This is a genomic window from Roseateles sp. P4_D2, from assembly GCF_056401875.1.
On the sequence record NZ_JBFUIM010000001.1, the window covers coordinates 102,973 to 119,584 of the forward strand.

General features: G+C 69.9%; 16 protein-coding genes. 10 read left to right on the forward strand and 6 right to left on the reverse strand.

The genetic code is table 11. The features are described from left to right. Positions 1-122: 122 nt before the first annotated feature. Complete coding sequence (locus AC1DW0_RS00435; protein ID WP_477944389.1) at positions 123-1,901, forward strand: aspartyl protease family protein; 1,779 nt, start codon at positions 123-125, stop codon at positions 1,899-1,901. Here the strand turns inward: AC1DW0_RS00435 and AC1DW0_RS00440 are convergent. Continuing rightward, entirely contained in the window at positions 1,898-2,536 is a 639-nt protein-coding gene (locus AC1DW0_RS00440; protein WP_477944391.1) for a TetR/AcrR family transcriptional regulator, read from the reverse strand. The genes AC1DW0_RS00435 and AC1DW0_RS00440 overlap by 4 nt on opposite strands. Before the next feature lie 52 nt (positions 2,537-2,588). Between AC1DW0_RS00440 and AC1DW0_RS00445 the strand changes: the two genes are divergently transcribed. The 5 genes from AC1DW0_RS00445 (at position 2,589) to AC1DW0_RS00465 (ending at position 8,462) form a co-directional block, all read left to right on the forward strand. After that, entirely contained in the window at positions 2,589-3,866 is a 1,278-nt protein-coding gene (locus AC1DW0_RS00445; RefSeq protein WP_457391177.1) for an MFS transporter, read from the forward strand. Next, positions 3,863-4,924, forward strand: coding sequence for a dipeptidase (locus AC1DW0_RS00450; RefSeq protein WP_477944394.1), 1,062 nt, complete (start codon positions 3,863-3,865; stop codon positions 4,922-4,924). The genes AC1DW0_RS00445 and AC1DW0_RS00450 overlap by 4 nt, the downstream gene beginning before the upstream one ends. Then, positions 4,921-6,882, forward strand: coding sequence for an amidohydrolase family protein (locus AC1DW0_RS00455; protein WP_477944395.1), 1,962 nt, complete (start codon positions 4,921-4,923; stop codon positions 6,880-6,882). The genes AC1DW0_RS00450 and AC1DW0_RS00455 overlap by 4 nt, the downstream gene beginning before the upstream one ends. Beyond that, a complete protein-coding gene (locus tag AC1DW0_RS00460; RefSeq protein ID WP_477944397.1) occupies positions 6,879-7,271 on the forward strand; it encodes a RidA family protein in 393 nt (130 codons plus the stop codon). Before AC1DW0_RS00455 ends, AC1DW0_RS00460 begins: the two co-directional genes overlap by 4 nt. A 99-nt stretch (positions 7,272-7,370) precedes the next feature. Next, the gene (locus tag AC1DW0_RS00465) at positions 7,371-8,462 is read left to right on the forward strand and encodes a zinc metalloprotease (protein WP_056199502.1); all 1,092 of its coding nucleotides are present in this window, start codon (positions 7,371-7,373) and stop codon (positions 8,460-8,462) included. A gap of 124 nt (positions 8,463-8,586) precedes the next feature. Here AC1DW0_RS00465 and AC1DW0_RS00470 read toward each other — a convergent pair whose 3' ends face one another. The 3 genes from AC1DW0_RS00470 to AC1DW0_RS00480 are packed head-to-tail and all read right to left on the reverse strand — an operon-like array spanning position 8,587 to position 10,930. Continuing rightward, positions 8,587-9,969 (reverse strand): GAF domain-containing protein, encoded by a 1,383-nt coding sequence (locus tag AC1DW0_RS00470; RefSeq protein ID WP_056197332.1) that lies wholly within the window; start codon positions 9,967-9,969, stop codon positions 8,587-8,589. Further along, positions 9,966-10,448, reverse strand: a complete 483-nt coding sequence (locus AC1DW0_RS00475) for a hypothetical protein (protein ID WP_477944400.1) — start codon at positions 10,446-10,448, stop codon at positions 9,966-9,968. The genes AC1DW0_RS00470 and AC1DW0_RS00475 overlap by 4 nt, the downstream gene beginning before the upstream one ends. Then, a complete protein-coding gene (locus AC1DW0_RS00480) occupies positions 10,448-10,930 on the reverse strand; it encodes a hypothetical protein (RefSeq protein ID WP_457321914.1) in 483 nt (160 codons plus the stop codon). The genes AC1DW0_RS00475 and AC1DW0_RS00480 overlap by 1 nt, the downstream gene beginning before the upstream one ends. 250 nt (positions 10,931-11,180) lie before the next feature. Here AC1DW0_RS00480 and AC1DW0_RS00485 point away from each other — a divergent pair, with 250 nt between their 5' ends. From AC1DW0_RS00485 to AC1DW0_RS00500, 4 genes are read left to right on the forward strand one after another with little or no spacing between them, the layout of a single operon-like run. After that, positions 11,181-12,284 (forward strand): hypothetical protein, encoded by a 1,104-nt coding sequence (locus AC1DW0_RS00485; protein WP_477944402.1) that lies wholly within the window; start codon positions 11,181-11,183, stop codon positions 12,282-12,284. 11 nt (positions 12,285-12,295) lie between these two features. Beyond that, positions 12,296-13,270 (forward strand): thiamine pyrophosphate-dependent dehydrogenase E1 component subunit alpha, encoded by a 975-nt coding sequence (locus AC1DW0_RS00490; RefSeq protein ID WP_477944404.1) that lies wholly within the window; start codon positions 12,296-12,298, stop codon positions 13,268-13,270. A gap of 22 nt (positions 13,271-13,292) precedes the next feature. After that, the gene (locus AC1DW0_RS00495; RefSeq protein ID WP_477944406.1) at positions 13,293-14,255 is read left to right on the forward strand and encodes an alpha-ketoacid dehydrogenase subunit beta; all 963 of its coding nucleotides are present in this window, start codon (positions 13,293-13,295) and stop codon (positions 14,253-14,255) included. A 13-nt stretch (positions 14,256-14,268) separates the two neighbouring features. After that, on the forward strand, positions 14,269-15,051 hold the full coding sequence (locus AC1DW0_RS00500; RefSeq protein WP_477944408.1) for a PEP-CTERM sorting domain-containing protein: 783 nt from the start codon (positions 14,269-14,271) through the stop codon (positions 15,049-15,051). Between the two features lie 27 nt (positions 15,052-15,078). Here the strand turns inward: AC1DW0_RS00500 and AC1DW0_RS00505 are convergent, their stop codons facing one another. Continuing rightward, positions 15,079-15,657, reverse strand: a complete 579-nt coding sequence (locus AC1DW0_RS00505) for an ABC-type transport auxiliary lipoprotein family protein (protein ID WP_457391164.1) — start codon at positions 15,655-15,657, stop codon at positions 15,079-15,081. Then, positions 15,654-16,610, reverse strand: coding sequence for an MlaD family protein (locus AC1DW0_RS00510; protein WP_457391162.1), 957 nt, complete (start codon positions 16,608-16,610; stop codon positions 15,654-15,656). Before AC1DW0_RS00510 ends, AC1DW0_RS00505 begins: the two co-directional genes overlap by 4 nt. Positions 16,611-16,612 lie beyond the last annotated feature (2 nt).

Consider the following 16,612-nt stretch of genomic DNA (forward strand, 5'->3'; position numbering starts at 1 on the left):
GCTTACCCAGTTCATTCCGGGCCACATGGTTTACCCCGGCTGGCGCTGAGGTCGCCCGGCCTGCCTTAGAGTGCGCGCCGCGCGCTCTAAGGCGTGCCAGATCATGAAGCCAGGGAGAGCAGATGAAGATGAACCAAGTGCGCGCCGCATGGGCGCTGCTGGCCGCGGCCTTGAGCGCCGCGCCGGCCTGGGGTGACTGCAAGCTCAGCCAGCTGGAGATCCCGGTCCGCATCGTCAACCATCGCCCGGTCGGCACGCTGAACCTGAACGGCACCGAGGTGCCCATGCTGATCGACAGCGGCGCCTTCTTCAGCTTCCTGACGCCGTCGGTGGCGGCCCAGCTCAATCTGCGGCTGAGGAGCCTGCCCGCCGGCCTGCGCATCTGGGGCTATACCGGCTCCGTCGAAGCGCGGGCGACGCGCGTGGAGAAGGTGATTTTCCAGGGCACCACACTCAACAACGTCGAGTTCATCGTCGGCGGCAACGAGCTGGGTTCGGGCATCCAGGGCGTCCTGGGGCGCAATTTCCTGTCCATGGCCGATGCTGAATATGACCTGGCCCACGGCGTCGTGAGGCTGATGTTCCCCAAGGGCGATTGCGACAAGACCAACTTTGCCTACTGGGCCGGCGAGGCACCCATCATCGTGCTGCCGCTGGAGGGGGGCTCGCGCGGCCATGACACGTCCATCCAGGTGACCGCCCGGGTCAACGACCGGGAGGTGAGGGCGCTGCTGGACACCGGCGCGCCGCGCACCTCGCTGAAGCTGCGCACGGCCAAGCGTGCCGGCGTGAAGGAGTCCGACCTCACGGAAATCGGCCGAGTCGGCGGCGCCGGCTCGGGCAAGGCAAAGGCGTGGACCGGGCCGATCGAGACCTTCGAGTTCGGCGGCGAGAAGATCCACAACAGCCAGTTCGTCATCGATGAGGCCAGCGGTGCCGACCAGGACATGCTGCTGGGCCTGGACTATTTCCTGTCGCACCGCATCTATGTGTCGCAGCTGCAGCGCAAGCTCTACGCGACCTGGAACGGCGGTGCGGTGTTTGCTCGCACCACGCCCGGACAGTACGACCCGCGCTATGCGGCGCGGCCTGATGACATCTCGCCCGACGACGCGGCCGCCCTGGCGCGGCGCGGCGAGGCTTCGGCGGCCCGCGGTGAGTATGAGCGCGCGCTGGAGGACCTGAACCGCGCCTGCGAACTCGAGCCCCTTGCCGAGGCTCACTTCCTGGCGCGGGCGCGGGTGCATCTCTCCATGCGCCAGTTCGCCAAGGCCCAGGCCGACCTCGACGAAGCCCTGCGGCTGCACCCTGCGCTGGACGAGGCTCTGGCCCTGCGCGCCGCACTGCGGGTGTCCAAGGGCGAACGCGACGGCGCGCTGGCCGACTTGCAGGCTCTGGACGCGGCACTGCCGCCGTCCTCGCATCTGCGTGCTGGCATGGCTGACGTCTACGCCAGGCTGGAGCTGGTGCCCGCGGCCCTGCGCCAGTGGGAGCTGTGGATGCCCAGCCATCGCTCGGACAGCGGCATGGCCCGCGTGTTGAACAACCGCTGCTGGTTGCGCGTGCGCCTGGCACTGGACCTGAAGCTGGCCCTGGACGATTGCAAGGAGTCCGTGAGCCTGGACGGCGGCGCCGTGTCGGCCCGCGACAGCCTGGGCTGGGCCTATCTGCGTCTGGACGACGCGTCGCGCGCCCTCAAGGCCTTCGATGCGGCCATCGAGATCAAGCCCCTGCCCATGGCCCTCTACGGCCGCGCGCTGGCGCAACGCCGCCTGGGCAACGAGGACGCCGCCAGGCGCGACCTCGAGGCGGCGCGCAAACAGCGTCGCCACATCGACGACGAGGTCCGCAAGCAGGGCCTGCCCGTGGCGGAAGACGCGCCAGCGGCGGCGGGCTCCTAGGCCGCGATGCCCCGCCAGGCCGCCTCGGCCAGCAGCCCCGCATAGGCCGCCGGCTTGGCCTCGCGCCGCCCGGCCAGCCAGCCGCGGCAGTAGGACTCCGCACCGCCCAGCACCAGGGCCGGGATCAGCTCGGCCGGCAGCTCGGCGAGGAGGCCGGCGCGCACACTCTCGGCCAGGCGGGCATCGATGGGGGCATAGCGCGCCTCCAGCCGCTCGCGCAGGGCATCGCCATGCGGCCCCTGGGCCACGGTCTCGCGGGCCATGAAGAGAAAGGCCGCCAGCTCGGGCAGGGCGGTCACCCAGTCCACGTAGGCGGTCACCAGCTCAACTACCACTGCATGTGCATCGGCGACGGCCTCGGTGCGTGTGGCGATGGCGCGGCTCTGATCATCGAAGCCGGCGAAGAACAGGGCCGCCGCCACGCCTTCCTTGTTGCCGAAGTGGTGGTAGATCGTGCCCACGCTCTGGCCGCTGCGCTGGCGCAGGTCCTCGATGGTGGCGGCCTCGATGCCGCGGGCGTTGAAACAGGGCAGGGCGTGCGCGAGCACCGCGCGCCGGCTGGCGCCGCGCTCGCCGGGCGAAGCCAGCTTGAAAACCTGGTTCAGGCGGCTGGTGGAACCACGGGGCTTGCTCATTAGAACAATATTCTAAAATCGTTCGGCGTTCACGCGAAGAGGATGACAGGCGATGCAACTGCCGAATCTGCTGGCGTCCCGACGGGGGCGTATCGCGGCGTTCTTCCTGATGTACCTGACCGAGGGCCTGCCCATCGGTTTCGCGTCGACCACCGTTGCGACCCAGCTGCGCCGCCAGGGCGCCAGTGCGGGCGAGATCGGCGCCTTCATCGGCTTCGTGTTGCTGCCCTGGGCCTTCAAATGGGCCTATGGCCCCTTCGTCGACCTGATCGCGTCCAGGCGCCTGGGCCCGCGCCGAGGCTGGATCCTTGGCGCGCAGCTGATGATGGTGCTGACGCTGCTGGCCCTGACCGGGCTGGACCTGACCACCCAGCTCGGCCTCTTCACGGCAGTGCTGGTCGTGCACAACCTGTTTGGCGCCGTGCAGGACGTGGCCGTCGATGCGCTGGCCGTGACGACGCTGCCCGAGCATGAGCGCGCTTTCGCCAGCGGCATGATGTTCGGCGGGCAGTCGCTGGGCGTGCTGATCGGCGGCGGCGGGGCCTTGTTGCTGATCGGGCGCATCGGTTTCGACACCAGCATCGTCCTGCTGGCCCTGGCGATCCTGGCGGTGATGACGCTGGTGGTGTGGCCGATGCGCGAGGAGGTGCCGGCGTCCGCCGCGCGCGGCTCGTTGGCCGCGGCGGGCCGCGAGGTCCACACCTTCCTGCGCGAGGCGCTGCAGGCCCTGCTGGGTTCGCGCCTGGCCTTTGCCGGCCTGCTGTTCGGCCTGCTGCCCATCGCGGCCATGGCTCTGTCGCGTGGGCTGCAGGCCAACCTGGCTGTGGACCTGGGCCTGTCCAACGAGCGCATTGGCTGGCTGGCGACGGTCTCGCAGGCTGCCACTGCGGTGACCTGCATTGCCGGGGGCTGGTTGTCTGACCGAGTGAACCTGCGCCGCGCGATGGCGGTCTACGTGGCGCTGCTGAGCCTGCCCGGCCTGTACCTGATGGCCGAGCTGCAGCGCCACGGCTGGGGGCCGGGCCAGGCCGCACCCGCTGCGCTGGTGACGACCTTCTTCGCCACCGTCGTCATCTACCACCTGCTGTTCGGCTTCATCTACGGCGCGCGGGTGGCCCTCTTCATGGGCATCACCCAGCCGGCCGTGGCGGCCACGCAGTTCGCCGCCTACATGGCGCTGACCAATCTCTCCATCACCTACAGCGTCGTCTGGCAGGGCTATGCCGTCCAGCATTGGGGTTATGCCGCGACGCTCGGCCTGGACGCCCTCGTCGGCCTGAGCTGCCTGTTGTTGTTGCCTCTGCTCCATATCAAGAAGTTCTCTCCATGAATCTCGTCATCAACGCCCTGGGTGTCCTCGACAACCCGAACATCCGCATCCAGCCCAGCGCCGGTGACCGCAGCGCCATGGCCTACACCAGCACCGGCCAGAGCGTCGACGAGCGCTCGCTGGGTGACGCTCGCGCGGCCGGCCTCACGGCCGTCAACATCACGCTGGGCCACGTGGCCGGCAGCGCCGAACCCTTCGAGGCGACGGTGGCCGACATCGCCGGTTGGGACGCCTTCATCCGCGCCAGGCCTGCGGTGCTGCGCAAGGTACATACGGCGGCAGACATCGACGCGGCACGCGCGGGCGGCCAGATCGGCGTCATCTACGGCTTCCAGAACACCGAGATGCTGGGCGACAAGGCCGAGCGCATCGCGCTGTTCGCCAACCTCGGCGTGCGCGTCATCCAGCTGACCTACAACGGCCGCAACGCCGTTGGCTGCGGTGCGACGGTGCCCGACGACACCGGCCTGAGCGGCTTTGGCGCCGAGGTCGTCGAGCGCCTGCAGGCCGAGAGTGTGCTGGTGGACCTCAGCCACAGCAGCGAGCAGACCTGCCTGGACGCGCTGCGTGTCGCGCGCCGGCCGCTGGCCATCACCCACAGCGGCTGCCGCGCCGTGGCCGACCACCCGCGCAACAAGAGCGATGCCGAGCTGCGCCTGCTGGCCGACAAGGGCGGCGTCGTCGGCCTGTACTTCATGCCCTATCTGCGCCTGGCCGGCCAGCCCATGGCATCGGATCTCATCAATCATCTGGAGCACGCCATCGACGTCTGCGGCGAGGACCATGTGGGCCTCGGTACCGACGGCGGCACCACGGCCATCGACGACCTGGACGCCTACCGCGCCATGCTCGCCGCCGAGACGGAGCTGCGGCGCAGCATGGGCATCGGCGCGCCGGGCGAGACGCCCGATGTCAGCCTCTTCCTGCCCGACCTGTGCGGGCCGATGCAGTTCATCGAGCTGGCCCAGTTGCTGGCCGCACGTGGACACCCGGCGAGCCGCATCGACAAGATCCTGGGCGGCAACTTCCGCCGCCTGATGGGCGAGGCCTGGCAATGAAGTGGTTCGCCGTCGCGCTTGTCTTCATCGCCGCGTCGGTCAGCGCACGTGACGACCAGGTCCAGATCCACGGCAACCCGGCCGGCACGCAGACGCTGACCCAGCCTGAGCCCGGCGTCACCGCGGCTGACTACCGCTTCAACGACCGCGGCCGTGGCGATGTCATCCAGGCGCGTTGGCGGCTCGACGCCAATGGCCTGCCGATACGCTACGAGGCCAGCGGCAACGACTACTGGAAGGTCGAGTTCAGCGAGCATTTCGAGCGCGATGCGGCCGGCCTGGCGCGCTGGAAGAACCGCATCGAAACCAGTGAAACGCGCTCGGCCGGTTTCTACCTGCCGGCCAATCCACCACCCGAATTCATGGGCGTGCTGACCCGCGCGCTGCTGAAGGCGCCGGGGCGTCGGCTGAAGCTGCTGCCCGCCGGCGAGGCCTGGCTGGAAGGCGGTGCCGACGTCGACGTGGTGGGGCGCAAGCTGACGCTCTATCGCATCGGCGGCATCGAGTTCACGCCGGTGCCTGTCTGGCTGGACGACAAGGGCGATACGGCCGGCGTCATCGATGACTGGTTCGAGGTGCTGGAGGCCCCGCTGCTGCCGGCGCTGGCGGAACTGCAACGCGCCCAGCAGGCCGCCGACCAGGCCTGGCATGCGGCGCTGGCGCGGGCGCGCACGCACAAGCCGCCGGGCGCGCTGCTGATCCGCGGTGCACGCCTGTTCGATCCCGTCACGGGCGGCGTGCGCCCTGGCATGAGCGTCCTCGTGCGCGGCGAGCGCATCGTGCGGGTCGAGCCCGATACCGACCTCGAGACACCGCCTGGTGCCGAGGTCATCACCGCGAATGGCCGCTTCCTGATGCCCGGGCTGTGGGATGTGCACCAGCACTTCAGCAATGTCGACGGCGTCTTTGACCTGATTGCCGGCGTGACCAGCGCCCGCGACATGGCCAACGACAACCTGCCGATGCTGGCCCGCGTGAAGCGCTTCGACGCTGGCACGGAGCTGGGCCCGCGCGTGACCCTGGCCGGCATCATCGAAGGCATCGGTCCGCTGGCAGGCCCGACCGACGTGAAGGTCGACACGCCCGAGAAGGCGCGGGCTGCGGTCGACTGGTACGCCGACCACGGCTATGCCCAGGTCAAGATCTATTCGTCCTTCAGCCCGGCGCTGGTGGCGACGGTGGCTGACCGCGCCCACGAGCGTGGCCTGCGTGTCAGCGGCCACGTGCCGGCCTTCACCTTCGCGCGCGCCTTCGTCGAGGCCGGGGCCGACGAGATCCAGCACCTGAACTTCATCCTGCTGAACTTCTTCCCCGATGTGAAGGACACGCGCACGCGGGACCGCTACACGGTGCTGGCCGACCGCCTCGCGCAGTTCGACTTCAATGACGGCCGCTTCACGGATTTCGTCGCCTTCCTGCGCCAGCACCAGACCGTCCTGGACCCGACCATGGTCGTACTGGAGGGCCTGTTCTCCGGCGAACCCGCGCGCGCCGCGCCGGCGCTGCGGCCGGTGGTGCAGCGCTTTCCCACGGTCGTGAAGCGCCGTCAGTTGTCTGGCGCCGTCGCCGTGCCGGCCGGCAAGGAGGCCGCCTACGCCCAGGCGCTGCCGGGCCTGCTGCGCATGCTCAAGCGCCTGCACGACGGTGGCGTGACCATCATGCCGGGCAGCGACGGCTTCTCCGGCTACAGCCTGCACCGCGAGCTGGAGCTGTACGCCCAGGCCGGCATTGCCAATGCCGAGGTGCTGCGCATCGCCACGCTGGTGCCGGCGCGCGTGCTCGGTGTCGAGAAGGACCGCGGCAGCATCACGCCGGGCAAGCTGGCCGACATGATGCTGGTCGACGGCGACCCGCTCAAGGACATGAGTGACATCCGCCGCGTCTGGCGCACCATCAAGGGCGGCCAGGTCTTTGACCCCGCCGCTCTCGAACAAGCGATGGGAATGAGTCCCCGATGAGCAAGATCGAACGTTTCAACAGCGGGCAGGTCGTGCCCGCCACCGTGCCCTTTCCCGAAGGCGTGCGCTTTGGCCACATGCTTTACCTCTCGGGCCAGCTCGGCAACGTGCCCGGCCAGCTCAAGCTCGTCGACGGCGGCCTGCGGGCCGAGGCGCGCCAGACGCTGGAGAACATCCGCACCGTGCTGCGCGGCCAGGGGCTGGACTTGCAGCACCTGGTGCGCTGCACGGTGATGCTGGCCGACATGGCCGACTGGCCGGCCTTCAACGAGGTCTACCGCGAGTTCTTCGGCAGCACGCCGCTGCCGGCGCGCAGTGCACTGGGCTGCAACGGTCTGGCCTTGGGCGCGCGTGTCGAGATCGAGTGCATCGCGGCGGACGAGTCCTGACGACTTAGGGGTCATCCTCAAGTCAGCTATTGGTCCCGGGCGGCGCCGGGTTCATGCTGAGCGGGCTGCAATGGGCAGTGACGCTCGATGGAGGCATCCATGGCAAGCAAGCCGAAAACAAACAAGTCAAAACTGGCCGCGCGCCCGGCACCCAGGCCGCTGTGCAACACGCCGCCGCGCATCAAGCCCAGCCTGCCGGCCGTCATCGCCAACGATCCCCGCCGCGCACGTGCCATATTGAATACCCGAGGCAAGTGGCTCAACGGCACGGTGCTGCACTATTGCTTCTTCAAGAGCGGCCACTACGCCGTGGCCAAGAAGCAAGCCGATGCGGTGCGCGCCGCCTTCGCCGAATGGAAAGCCGTCGGCATCGGCCTGGTGTTCCAGGAGGTCACGCAGATGAGCGAGGCCGAGGTGCGCATCGGCTACTCCGAGCCGGATGGCAGCTCGGCGTCGGCCGTCGGGCGCGACGTGCTGCATGTGCCGACGACCGAACCGACCACCGTCTATGGCTGGGACCTGACCACGGAGTATGGCCGCGGCACCGCATTGCACGAACTCGGCCATGTGCTGGGCATGGAGCACGAGCACCAGAACCCCTTTGCCGGCATCAAGTGGCATGAGGAGGCCGTCTACACCTCGCTGGGCAAGCCGCCCAACAGCTGGACGCGCGAGACGACCTTCCACAACATCCTGGAGAAGCTCGAGCCCAGCCAGGTGCAGGGCTCGAGTTGGGACCCCGACTCCATCATGGAGTACGAGTTCGAGCCTGGCCTGATCGACGAGCCCGAGCAATATGACGTCGACGGCCTGGTGCCGCCCGGCAAGCTGTCCAAGGCCGACAAGGCCTGGTTGTTGAAGTGGTACCCGGCGCAGGCGGCCCAGACGCCGACGCTGGAAGCCTTCAAGGCCGTGGCCGTGCCCCTTGCGGCCGGGCAACAGGTGGACTATCTGTTCAAGCCCACCGAGTCGCGCAGGTACACCATCGCCACCAAGGGCGCATCGGACACGCTGCTCGGCCTGTTCGAGGACGTGAACGGCACGCCGCGCAATTTGGCGGCCGACGACGACAGCGGCGAAGACCGCAATGCCAGCATTGTCTACAAGCTCTTTGCCGGTCGTCGCTACTTCGTGCGCCTGCGGCTCTACCACCCAGGCCAGACCGGCATCACTTCGTTGATGGTGTCTTAGGGCCTGTCAACGCTACGGCACTGCGGCCGTGACGACGAGGGTCTCCAGTGTCAGGGCTGAGGTGCGGCCAGGCCGGCCAGTGCTCGTGTCTCGACGGTAGCGCATGGCGCGACAGACGCGCAACTCAGCCCTCGGTCGTCAGGCTCAGCGGGCCGTCGGCAATGAGGCGGTACTGGCCGCGGCCGGCGCGTTCGATGTGCAGGCCGAAGTCGCGCTCGGCCAGGCGGCGCTCCAGCAGCAGGAGGCGCACGCCGAGGTTGTCCTGCACCTCGGGCAGGCGCAGGTCGCCGCCGGCCAGGCGCAGCTCGCGCGTGCTGAAGGCCTCGCGGCCGCTGTCGATCTGGTCGCGCACGAGCTTGGCGATGATGGCGCCGGCCACGCCCTTGATGAGGTACTCGTCATTGATGAAGACGCTGTGGTCACGCGGGTAGTGGCGCAAGCGCAGCGGCGTGCCGCCGGCCGCCTGTTCGGCCGCGGGGGCCGCCGCCACGGGCTCTTCCACGAGCTCCGTCGTGCGCAAAGCTGCCAGGCCTTGCGCCAGCTGAGCGCCAACGGCCGTCAGTGCGTCCTCGTCGTCATAGCTGAAGAACTGGTCGTGCTCGCTTTCAACCAGCAGCGCGCCGACCGTGCGGCCACGGGCGCGCAGCGGCACAGCGAGCTGGCTGCGCGGGCTGGCCAGGCCGGGCATGGGGATGGTGTCGGCCATGGCGGCCTGCAGGCCAAGCTGCTCGGCCTTGGCTCGCCAGGACATGCCGTAGCTGTACATCTGGCTCATGTGGCCAATGCGGATGGGCACGTTCTCGCGCAGCGCGACGCCGGCGAGGCCGGCTTCCGCCAGCGGCAGCTCGGCGCCGCTGCCGGCCTGTTCGTAGCCGATGCTGGCCAGCGTATAGAGGCCCTGGCGCTGCTCGTCCAGCAGCCAGATGATGGCGTGGCCGATGCACAGGTCGCGCTGCAGGCCGGTGGTGAAGGCCTGCAGCAGGCTGCGCAGATCGGGCGCCTCGGCGAGTTGCTCGCTCAGGCGCCGCACACCGGTGGCGAGATCGCAACGCGGCGCCATCGCCGGCAGCGGGTGCACCGGGTCGAGCTTGCGCAGCGATTCGACGCGGTAGACGTCGGCGCCGCGCAGGTGAAAGACCTTCTCCATGCCCGTCTGCGCGGCGATGCCGGCGAGCTTGGCGCGCAGGCGCTCAAACACCGGGCCTTCGGTGTCGGTGCGCTCGTAGCGCAGCTGCAGCAGCACCGACACGCCGGTGATCGGGTCCTCGACGCTGAGCGCGACGCGGCCGGTAGCCAGGATGTTGACGCGGGCGCGGTTGAGGAACTGGTAGGTCAGCGCGACATGCTCATCGTCGATGTACTCGGCGTGCGACAGGTAGTTGACGTGCGGCATGCCGTCGGCGCCCACCGAGCACATCGCCGGCGGGATGACGCCTTCGAGCAGGCGGCGCACGTCGCGCAGCTTGAGCGCACGACGTTCCGTTTGAGGAGTGGGGGTGTCGGTCATGGCAACAGGTCGATGGCTTGGCCGGCGCCGGGGCCGGGGGTCTGGTCCCAGGCGGCCAGCGGCGTGAAGCGCACGCAGCTGAGGTCGGCCAGGGTGAGGTCGCCGAGCACGGCGTTGACCTGTCGGCGGTCGGCGCCGAAGAGTTCGATCTGCCGCAGCCAGGCCTCGAAGCAACGCGCGAACTTCTGGCCCTGCTCGGCATAGGCGGGCAGCACCTCGGCATCCACACCCTTCACATGCAGCACGCGGCAGGTGCTGGGCAGGCCGGCGGAGACCGCGACGCGGCCGGTGGCGCGGATCGCGTCGAGCAGCTCGGCGCCCGCCTCGCTGCGTGCGAGCAGTTCGATGCGACCGTCGGCCAGGGCCCAGGCGCCGTGTGCGAAGGCCAGCTCGGGCTGCCCCTCGGGCGTGCTCGAGCCCACGCGCAGCGTGACGCCCTGCTGCAGGTGATCGATCCAGATGCCGGGAAGGCGGGCCATCAGCGCAGCAGTTCCACGGGGTTGCCGGCACCTGGGCCGGGCGTCTGGTCCCAGGCGCCGCAGGGCGTGAAGCGGATGCCGGCCAGGCGCTGCACGCCCAGGTCGTACCAGATCGCCATGATGGCTTCGCGGCTGAAGCCGTAGGGCTCGACCTGGGCGATGAATCGTTCACGGCAGCGCTCGAACAGCGGTGCATGGCCGGCCGTGGGCGTGAAGACCTCGGCGTCCAGCCCTTTCACGTGCAGCGTGCGATGGCTGCCCGGCTGCGCCGCGACGTAGGCGATGCGCCCGCTCGCCTGCACGGCGGCCAGCAGCCGGTCGGCGATGTCGGCCGCCAGCAGCACCTCGACGCGGCCGTCGGCCAGCGCTTGAGCGGCCAGGCCGCGGCAGATCTCGGGCTGGCCGTCGGCATGGCTGCCGCCGAGGCGGTGGGAGACGCCGCTTTCGAGATGAGCGGCCCAGTCGGGGGGGAGTTGCGGCAAGGTGCGGCGCGGTGGTTGGGTCGAGGTCGGAATGATAGGCAAGCAGGCCATCGCGTCGCCGTTAGCAAAGACTTAACAAACCCTTAGTGGAGAACTAGCAGTGCGAAAAGCGCTCGCCGACCACAGTACAGCCCATGCCGGACAGACCCGGCGCGAGACACGCATCCCCCAAGGCATCAACCGGCCGAAGCCCACCAGGCAGCGGCGCGGCGCAGCCTTGCCCGAAACCGCCGAATCAGGAGAGCTATCCATGAAAACACGTCCCAACCCCTCGCTGAGCGCCCAGGTCGCCGCCGCGCTGCTCGCAGGGGTGGTGCTCGCCGCTGGCAACGCCCAGGCCGGCTGCTGGGCCGTCAACGCTGCCGAGCCGATCAGCAGCGACGGCCTGCCCATCAGCCATGCGTCGTTCAAGCCACTGCATGCGGTGATGGATCACTTCGAGGCGCAGGCCCGGCCCAACCCCGGCCTGCTGGCCCTGCCCGAAGTGAAGCTGCGCCTGACCCGCCAGGTGATGGACTCCGACGAGCCCAGCCGCCGCCCGCGCGAGGCCGTCATCCATGCCCAGGGCTTCGGCCCCAAGACCTGGGTGGGCGAGCAAGGCTGCGGCATCCACGCCGAGGCCGCCCAGCGCATCGGCCCGCGCGCCGGCTTCAGTCTCTTCATCAACTCGCCGCTGACGACACTGAACCGCTGGGCCCATGACGAGCAGCTCAGCGCCTACCTCGAAGGCGAGCGCGGCGAGGCCATGCAGGGCTGGCCGGTGTTTCGTGGCTGCGCCGTCATCGGCCCCGAGCGTCGCCTGCCCTGGGTGCCCGTCACGGTGGGCGAGATGCTTGGCTACTTCGAGCGCGAGCAGCAACGCAAGATCGAGGACTGGGACCACCGCAACGAGCGCGCGCTGCAGCCCTTTGACCTTGCCGCCGCCGAGCGCCAGGCCGAGCAGATCCGGCCGCAGAACGCCAAGGCCGCCGACGCCTTGCTGATGGCGGCCCGCCAGCGCAAGGCTGGCGAGGCGAGCTATCACGCGCAACTGGCACGTGGCCGCCAGGGCCTGGTCGACGAGCTGGAGAGCCTGCGCACCACCCGTTCCGCAATGGACGCCGGCCAGCTCGGCGAGCCCTACCGCCTGGGCAGCGGCCGCCATCGCCTGCCCGGGCCTGCCGACGCCGGACGGCCGCTGAAGCGCCTCGTCAAGCTGGACCCGGGCTTCCCCTGGGACGCCCGCCACCGCACGCGCATCCAGCTGCTGACCGTCTGCGCCAGCACCCACCCCAACAACCCCGCCTATGCGACCCCGATGCGCGACGCCGTCGCCGCGCTGGATCTGTCGCGCCTTGCCGCATTGCTGAACTGAGAAAGACCGACATGAGTACGAACACCCTTCCCACGCCGCGCGAACTGCCAGCAGCACCCGTTGGGAACGCCGCCACCGCCTCGACCGTGTCCTCCCGCCTGGACGCCATGCTGCAGATCCGTGCCTACGAGCAGCAGCTCATCGTTGCCGCCTCGCCCAGCAACCCCGGTACCTGCACCTCGGTCGGCCAGGAGGCCTGCGCCGTCGGCGTCGTCGCCGCCCTGGGCCCGCAGGACAAGCTGCTCACCAACCACCGCAGCGCCGGCCACCTGCTGGCGCGCGGCGCCGACCCCGAGCGCATGTTCGCCGAGGTGCTGGGCCGCGCCAGCGGCTATTGCGGTGGCCACTCGGGCTCGCTGCACATCTCGGTCAAGGCACTGGGTGTGGTGCTGACGTCCACCATTGTCGGCGGTGGGCTGTCGCTGGCGCCGGGCGTGGCGCTGGCTCAGAAGCTCGGCGCCCAGCCCGAGGGCATCACAGCCGTGTTCTTCGGCGACGGCGCGGCCTGCCAGGGCATCTTCCACGAGGCCATCAACCTGGCCGCGACCTGGCGCCTGCCGATTCTCTTCGTCTGCGAGAACAACCAGTGGCAGGCCTATGTGCACCGCCGCGAGACCATGCCCGGCGAGCACGTGGCCGACTGGGTGCAGGGCCATGGCCTGGTGGCCGAGGTGGTGGACGGCAATGACGTCGAGGCCGTTCACGCCGCCGCCGTGCAGGCCGTGGCCGCCATCCGCGACAGCGGCCGCCCGCGCCTGCTCGAGCTGACGACCTACCGCCAGCGCGGCCACTTCGAGCCCGACGACCAGGCCTATGTCTGTGCCACCGAGCATGCCCAGTGGCTCAAGCGCGACCCCATCCAACGCCAGGCCGAGCGGCTGATGTTGAGTGCCGATGACCTGGCCCGCCGCGAGGCCGAGGTGCGTGGCGTCATCGAGCACGCCTATGCCGCCGCACTTGCGGCGCCCTGGCCCCAACTGGCCTGAAGGAGCACGAGAGATGCAAACAATGACTTCCCAGCAAGCGCTGATGGCAGCGCTGCACCGCGCGATGGCGGCCGACGAGCGCGTCATCTTCATCGGCGAGGGCGTGGCCACCAAGAACCCCGAGCTGCTGGCCGCCTTCGGTGCCGAGCGCGTGCGCAACACGCCGCTGGCCGAGGCCAGCATCGTCGGCTGTGCCGTGGGCGCCGCGGCCATGGGCCTGCGCCCCGTCGTGGACCTGCTGTTCTCGCCCTTCCTGATGCTCGCCATGGACGCGTTGGTCAACAGCGCCGGCAAGCTCGGGGCCCTGAGCGGGGGGCAATTCGAGTTCCCGATGGTGGTGCTGGCCCAGACCGGTGCCGGCTGGTCCATCGGCGGCCAGCACAACCACAACCTGGAGGCGCTGTTCGCCCACGTGCCCGGCCTGCAGGTGTTGATGCCGAGCACGCCGAGCGACACCGCCGGGCTGCTGAGCGGCGCCCTGAGTCAGCCTTTGCCCAGCCTGCTGTTCAGCGACATCGGCCTGGCCCATGCGCCGGGCGAAGTGAATGGCGACGAACTGCTGCTGCCTGGCCGCGCCGCGGTGCGCCGGCGCGGCGACGCGTTGACGCTGGTGGGCTACGGCAAGACCGTCGGCCATTGCCTCGCTGCGGCGCAAGCCTTGAAGGCGGAGGGCGTGGCGGCCGAGGTCATCGACCTGCGCAGCCTCAAGCCGCTGGACACGGCCAGCGTGCTGGCCTCGGTGCGCAAGACGGGCCGCCTGTTGTGCGTGACCGAGGCCAGCGGCCTGTGCGGCCTGGCCGCCGAGCTGTGTGCCGTCGTCGCCGAAGAGGCCTTTGCCGAACTGAAGGCCGCGCCCCAGCGCCTGACCGGTCCCGACGCCCCGGCGCTGGCCAGCTGGCCGCTGGAGCAGGCCGCCGTGCCCCAGCCCGAACACATCGCCGCCCGCGCGCGGGCGCTGATGAACACCCAACCCCTGAATGTCTGAACTTGAGACCACCATGAACAAGACCTCGATGACTCTCGCGCTGGCCCTGGCCAGCGCCACCCTGCTGACCTTCACCGCGCAAGCCGCGACGCCCAACTACGGCAGCTACGCCGGCACGACGGGCGGCACCCGCAGCGGTGGCGAGGGCAGCTTCTCTGCCATGGCCAACACGCCGTCGTATTACAAGTACTCCTATGCCTGGGGCATGGCTGCCTTGAGCGACGGCACGCTGCACGCGGCCTCCAGCGCCACACCATGCCCGGGCTGCCATGCCCAGACGGGCGCCGAATCGTTGGCCCGTTTCTGGGACACGGTGGCCTTCCACAACGGCCAGAACCTCGGCCTGGCCAACCTCAGCGTCAGCATCGACGGCACGCTGACACCCGGCGGATATGCGCAGGCCTGGGCGCGCTTCTATGTCGGCGACCCCAAGGCCGACTTCTTCGATCACCTGAACGACTACGCCCCGGCCATGCAGCTGAAATCCGGCACGACGGTCCTGGGCGATGAGCTGGCCATCCCCCTGGGCAACAGCAAGGTTTTCATCTATGCCGAGCTCCACACCTCGGCCGTGGCGCTGCCCTATGCCGGCAGCCCCAACACCAGCGCCGACTTCGGCAACACCCTGCACTTCAACTGGACCCTGCCCGACGGCGTCACCACGAGCTCGGCCTCGGGCCAGTTCATGACGGCGGCGGCCGTGCCCGAGCCGTCGAGCTGGATGATGGCCGGCGCCGGCCTGCTGGTGCTGGTCCGCTTGCAGCGCCGCCGCGCTGGCCCGTCGACCGCGCGGTAAGGCCTGGACTCGCAGCCCGTGCCGGATTCAGCGGCAGGCGGATGCCGCCAGCCAGTCGGCCAGTTGGGGCAGCATTTCGTCCACCGCCTGGGCCATGGCGCGCACGGCGCCGGGTGCGTCGGGTGTAGCGGCGGCGCGTTCGATGCGCCAGTGGCGTTGCACTGGCGGGCTGGTGGCGCCGGCGGGCCACAACGTCGCATGCAGGCGCAGCACGACCTGGCTGCTGGCCGGGCTGGCGAACACCTGCTCGAACTCGTCCAGGTTGATGGCCAGCAGCGCCGCCGGCCGGCCCGCGCAGGCGGGCGGCGTGACGAGTTGTTCGCGCAGCCGCTGCGTCAGCAGGGCCGCGGGCGGTGCGGCCCAGAAACTGTCGCGGTAGTGCTCCAGGCGCTGGGCCTGCTGGAAGCTGAGGCGATAGGCAATGCCGTCGCCCGACAGCCAGGGTGGCGCCGTCACGTCGGCCACGCGCCAGGCCAGCGCACCACTACTGGCGGCCGCCGCAGGCGCGGGGCCGAGGTCGTAGACGGCCCGCGGTGGCGCCGTCGGTGCGAGGGAGCAGGCACTCAAGGCCAGCGCGACGGCCAGCAGGATCGATGCTGTTTTCATTTCTTCAGCCGCTCGGCAAAACCCGTCTCGCCGGGCCCGGGCGGCCGCGCGCTGCGGCCGAACAGCAGGCTCTGCGGCTGGTCGCCGAGGTCATTGGCGGCACGCTCGATGCTGCGGCTGGCGGCCGAGACATCGGCCAGCACAGGCCGGTTGCGCGGCGGCGTGTCGCCCACCAGCGCGAGTTCGAGGCTGCGGCTGGTGGCCTGCACCTGAGCGGCGGCCGCCTCCAGCTGGTCCAGCGCCTTGGCGCGGGCCTTCAGATCCTGGGCGAGCAACTGGCCATCGGCGGCGAGCGCCTCGATGCGGGTCAGCGCGGCCTGGGCGCGCTTGGCGGTGGCATCAGAGTCTTTCAGCAGCGCCGGCAGTTCGCGGGCGCTGGGTTGCAGGGCAGCCATCAGCTTGCTGGTGTCGCCGGCGGCCTGTTGCAGCTCGGCGAGCGTCTTGCCGAGCTGGATGCGGTTGTCGTCGCTGAGCAGGGCGTTGAGCCGGGTGGCCGTCTCGGCAAAGCCGGTCACCAGGCCCGGGCCGCTCTCGGCCAGGCGATCCAGCAGCGTCGGCCGTAGCGCGAGGCGGGTGCCGGGTGCGGCGCGCTGCAGGGTTCCCTTGGTATCGGCCTCCTCCAGGCCGACAAAGGACAGGCCGGTCACGCCCTGCAGGCCGAGCTGGGCATAGGTTTGGGTCGACACGGGCGCGGCCACATCGACGGCAATGCCGACGAGGATCTGGCGCGGGTCGGCCGAGTCGAAGCCAATGGTCTCGACGTAGCCCACCTCGACACCGCGCAGCTTGACCGGTGCCTTCAGATTCAGGCCGGGAACGCCGCTGCGGGCGACGACGGTGTAGCGCACGCGCTCGGTGCGGTCGCCCTGGAACCAGGCGACGCTGGCTGCCAGCATGAGGCCGAGCAGCAGCAGAAAGAGGCCGGCGGCCAGGGCGTGGGCTTTGTTTTCCATGC

Bases quoted from the DNA above. Each gene is read 5' to 3' on its own strand.
- AC1DW0_RS00435 (WP_477944389.1), top strand. From the start codon at position 123: ATGAAGATGAACCAAGTGCGCGCCGCATGGGCGCTGCTGGCCGCGGCC.
- AC1DW0_RS00440 (WP_477944391.1), bottom strand. From the start codon at position 2,536: ATGAGCAAGCCCCGTGGTTCCACCAGCCGCCTGAACCAGGTTTTCAAG.
- AC1DW0_RS00445 (WP_457391177.1), top strand. From the start codon at position 2,589: ATGCAACTGCCGAATCTGCTGGCGTCCCGACGGGGGCGTATCGCGGCG.
- AC1DW0_RS00450 (WP_477944394.1), top strand. From the start codon at position 3,863: ATGAATCTCGTCATCAACGCCCTGGGTGTCCTCGACAACCCGAACATC.
- AC1DW0_RS00455 (WP_477944395.1), top strand. From the start codon at position 4,921: ATGAAGTGGTTCGCCGTCGCGCTTGTCTTCATCGCCGCGTCGGTCAGC.
- AC1DW0_RS00460 (WP_477944397.1), top strand. From the start codon at position 6,879: ATGAGCAAGATCGAACGTTTCAACAGCGGGCAGGTCGTGCCCGCCACC.
- AC1DW0_RS00465 (WP_056199502.1), top strand. From the start codon at position 7,371: ATGGCAAGCAAGCCGAAAACAAACAAGTCAAAACTGGCCGCGCGCCCG.
- AC1DW0_RS00470 (WP_056197332.1), bottom strand. From the start codon at position 9,969: ATGACCGACACCCCCACTCCTCAAACGGAACGTCGTGCGCTCAAGCTG.
- AC1DW0_RS00475 (WP_477944400.1), bottom strand. From the start codon at position 10,448: ATGGCCCGCCTTCCCGGCATCTGGATCGATCACCTGCAGCAGGGCGTC.
- AC1DW0_RS00485 (WP_477944402.1), top strand. From the start codon at position 11,181: ATGAAAACACGTCCCAACCCCTCGCTGAGCGCCCAGGTCGCCGCCGCG.
- AC1DW0_RS00490 (WP_477944404.1), top strand. From the start codon at position 12,296: ATGAGTACGAACACCCTTCCCACGCCGCGCGAACTGCCAGCAGCACCC.
- AC1DW0_RS00495 (WP_477944406.1), top strand. From the start codon at position 13,293: ATGACTTCCCAGCAAGCGCTGATGGCAGCGCTGCACCGCGCGATGGCG.
- AC1DW0_RS00500 (WP_477944408.1), top strand. From the start codon at position 14,269: ATGAACAAGACCTCGATGACTCTCGCGCTGGCCCTGGCCAGCGCCACC.
- AC1DW0_RS00505 (WP_457391164.1), bottom strand. From the start codon at position 15,657: ATGAAAACAGCATCGATCCTGCTGGCCGTCGCGCTGGCCTTGAGTGCC.
- AC1DW0_RS00510 (WP_457391162.1), bottom strand. From the start codon at position 16,610: ATGGAAAACAAAGCCCACGCCCTGGCCGCCGGCCTCTTTCTGCTGCTG.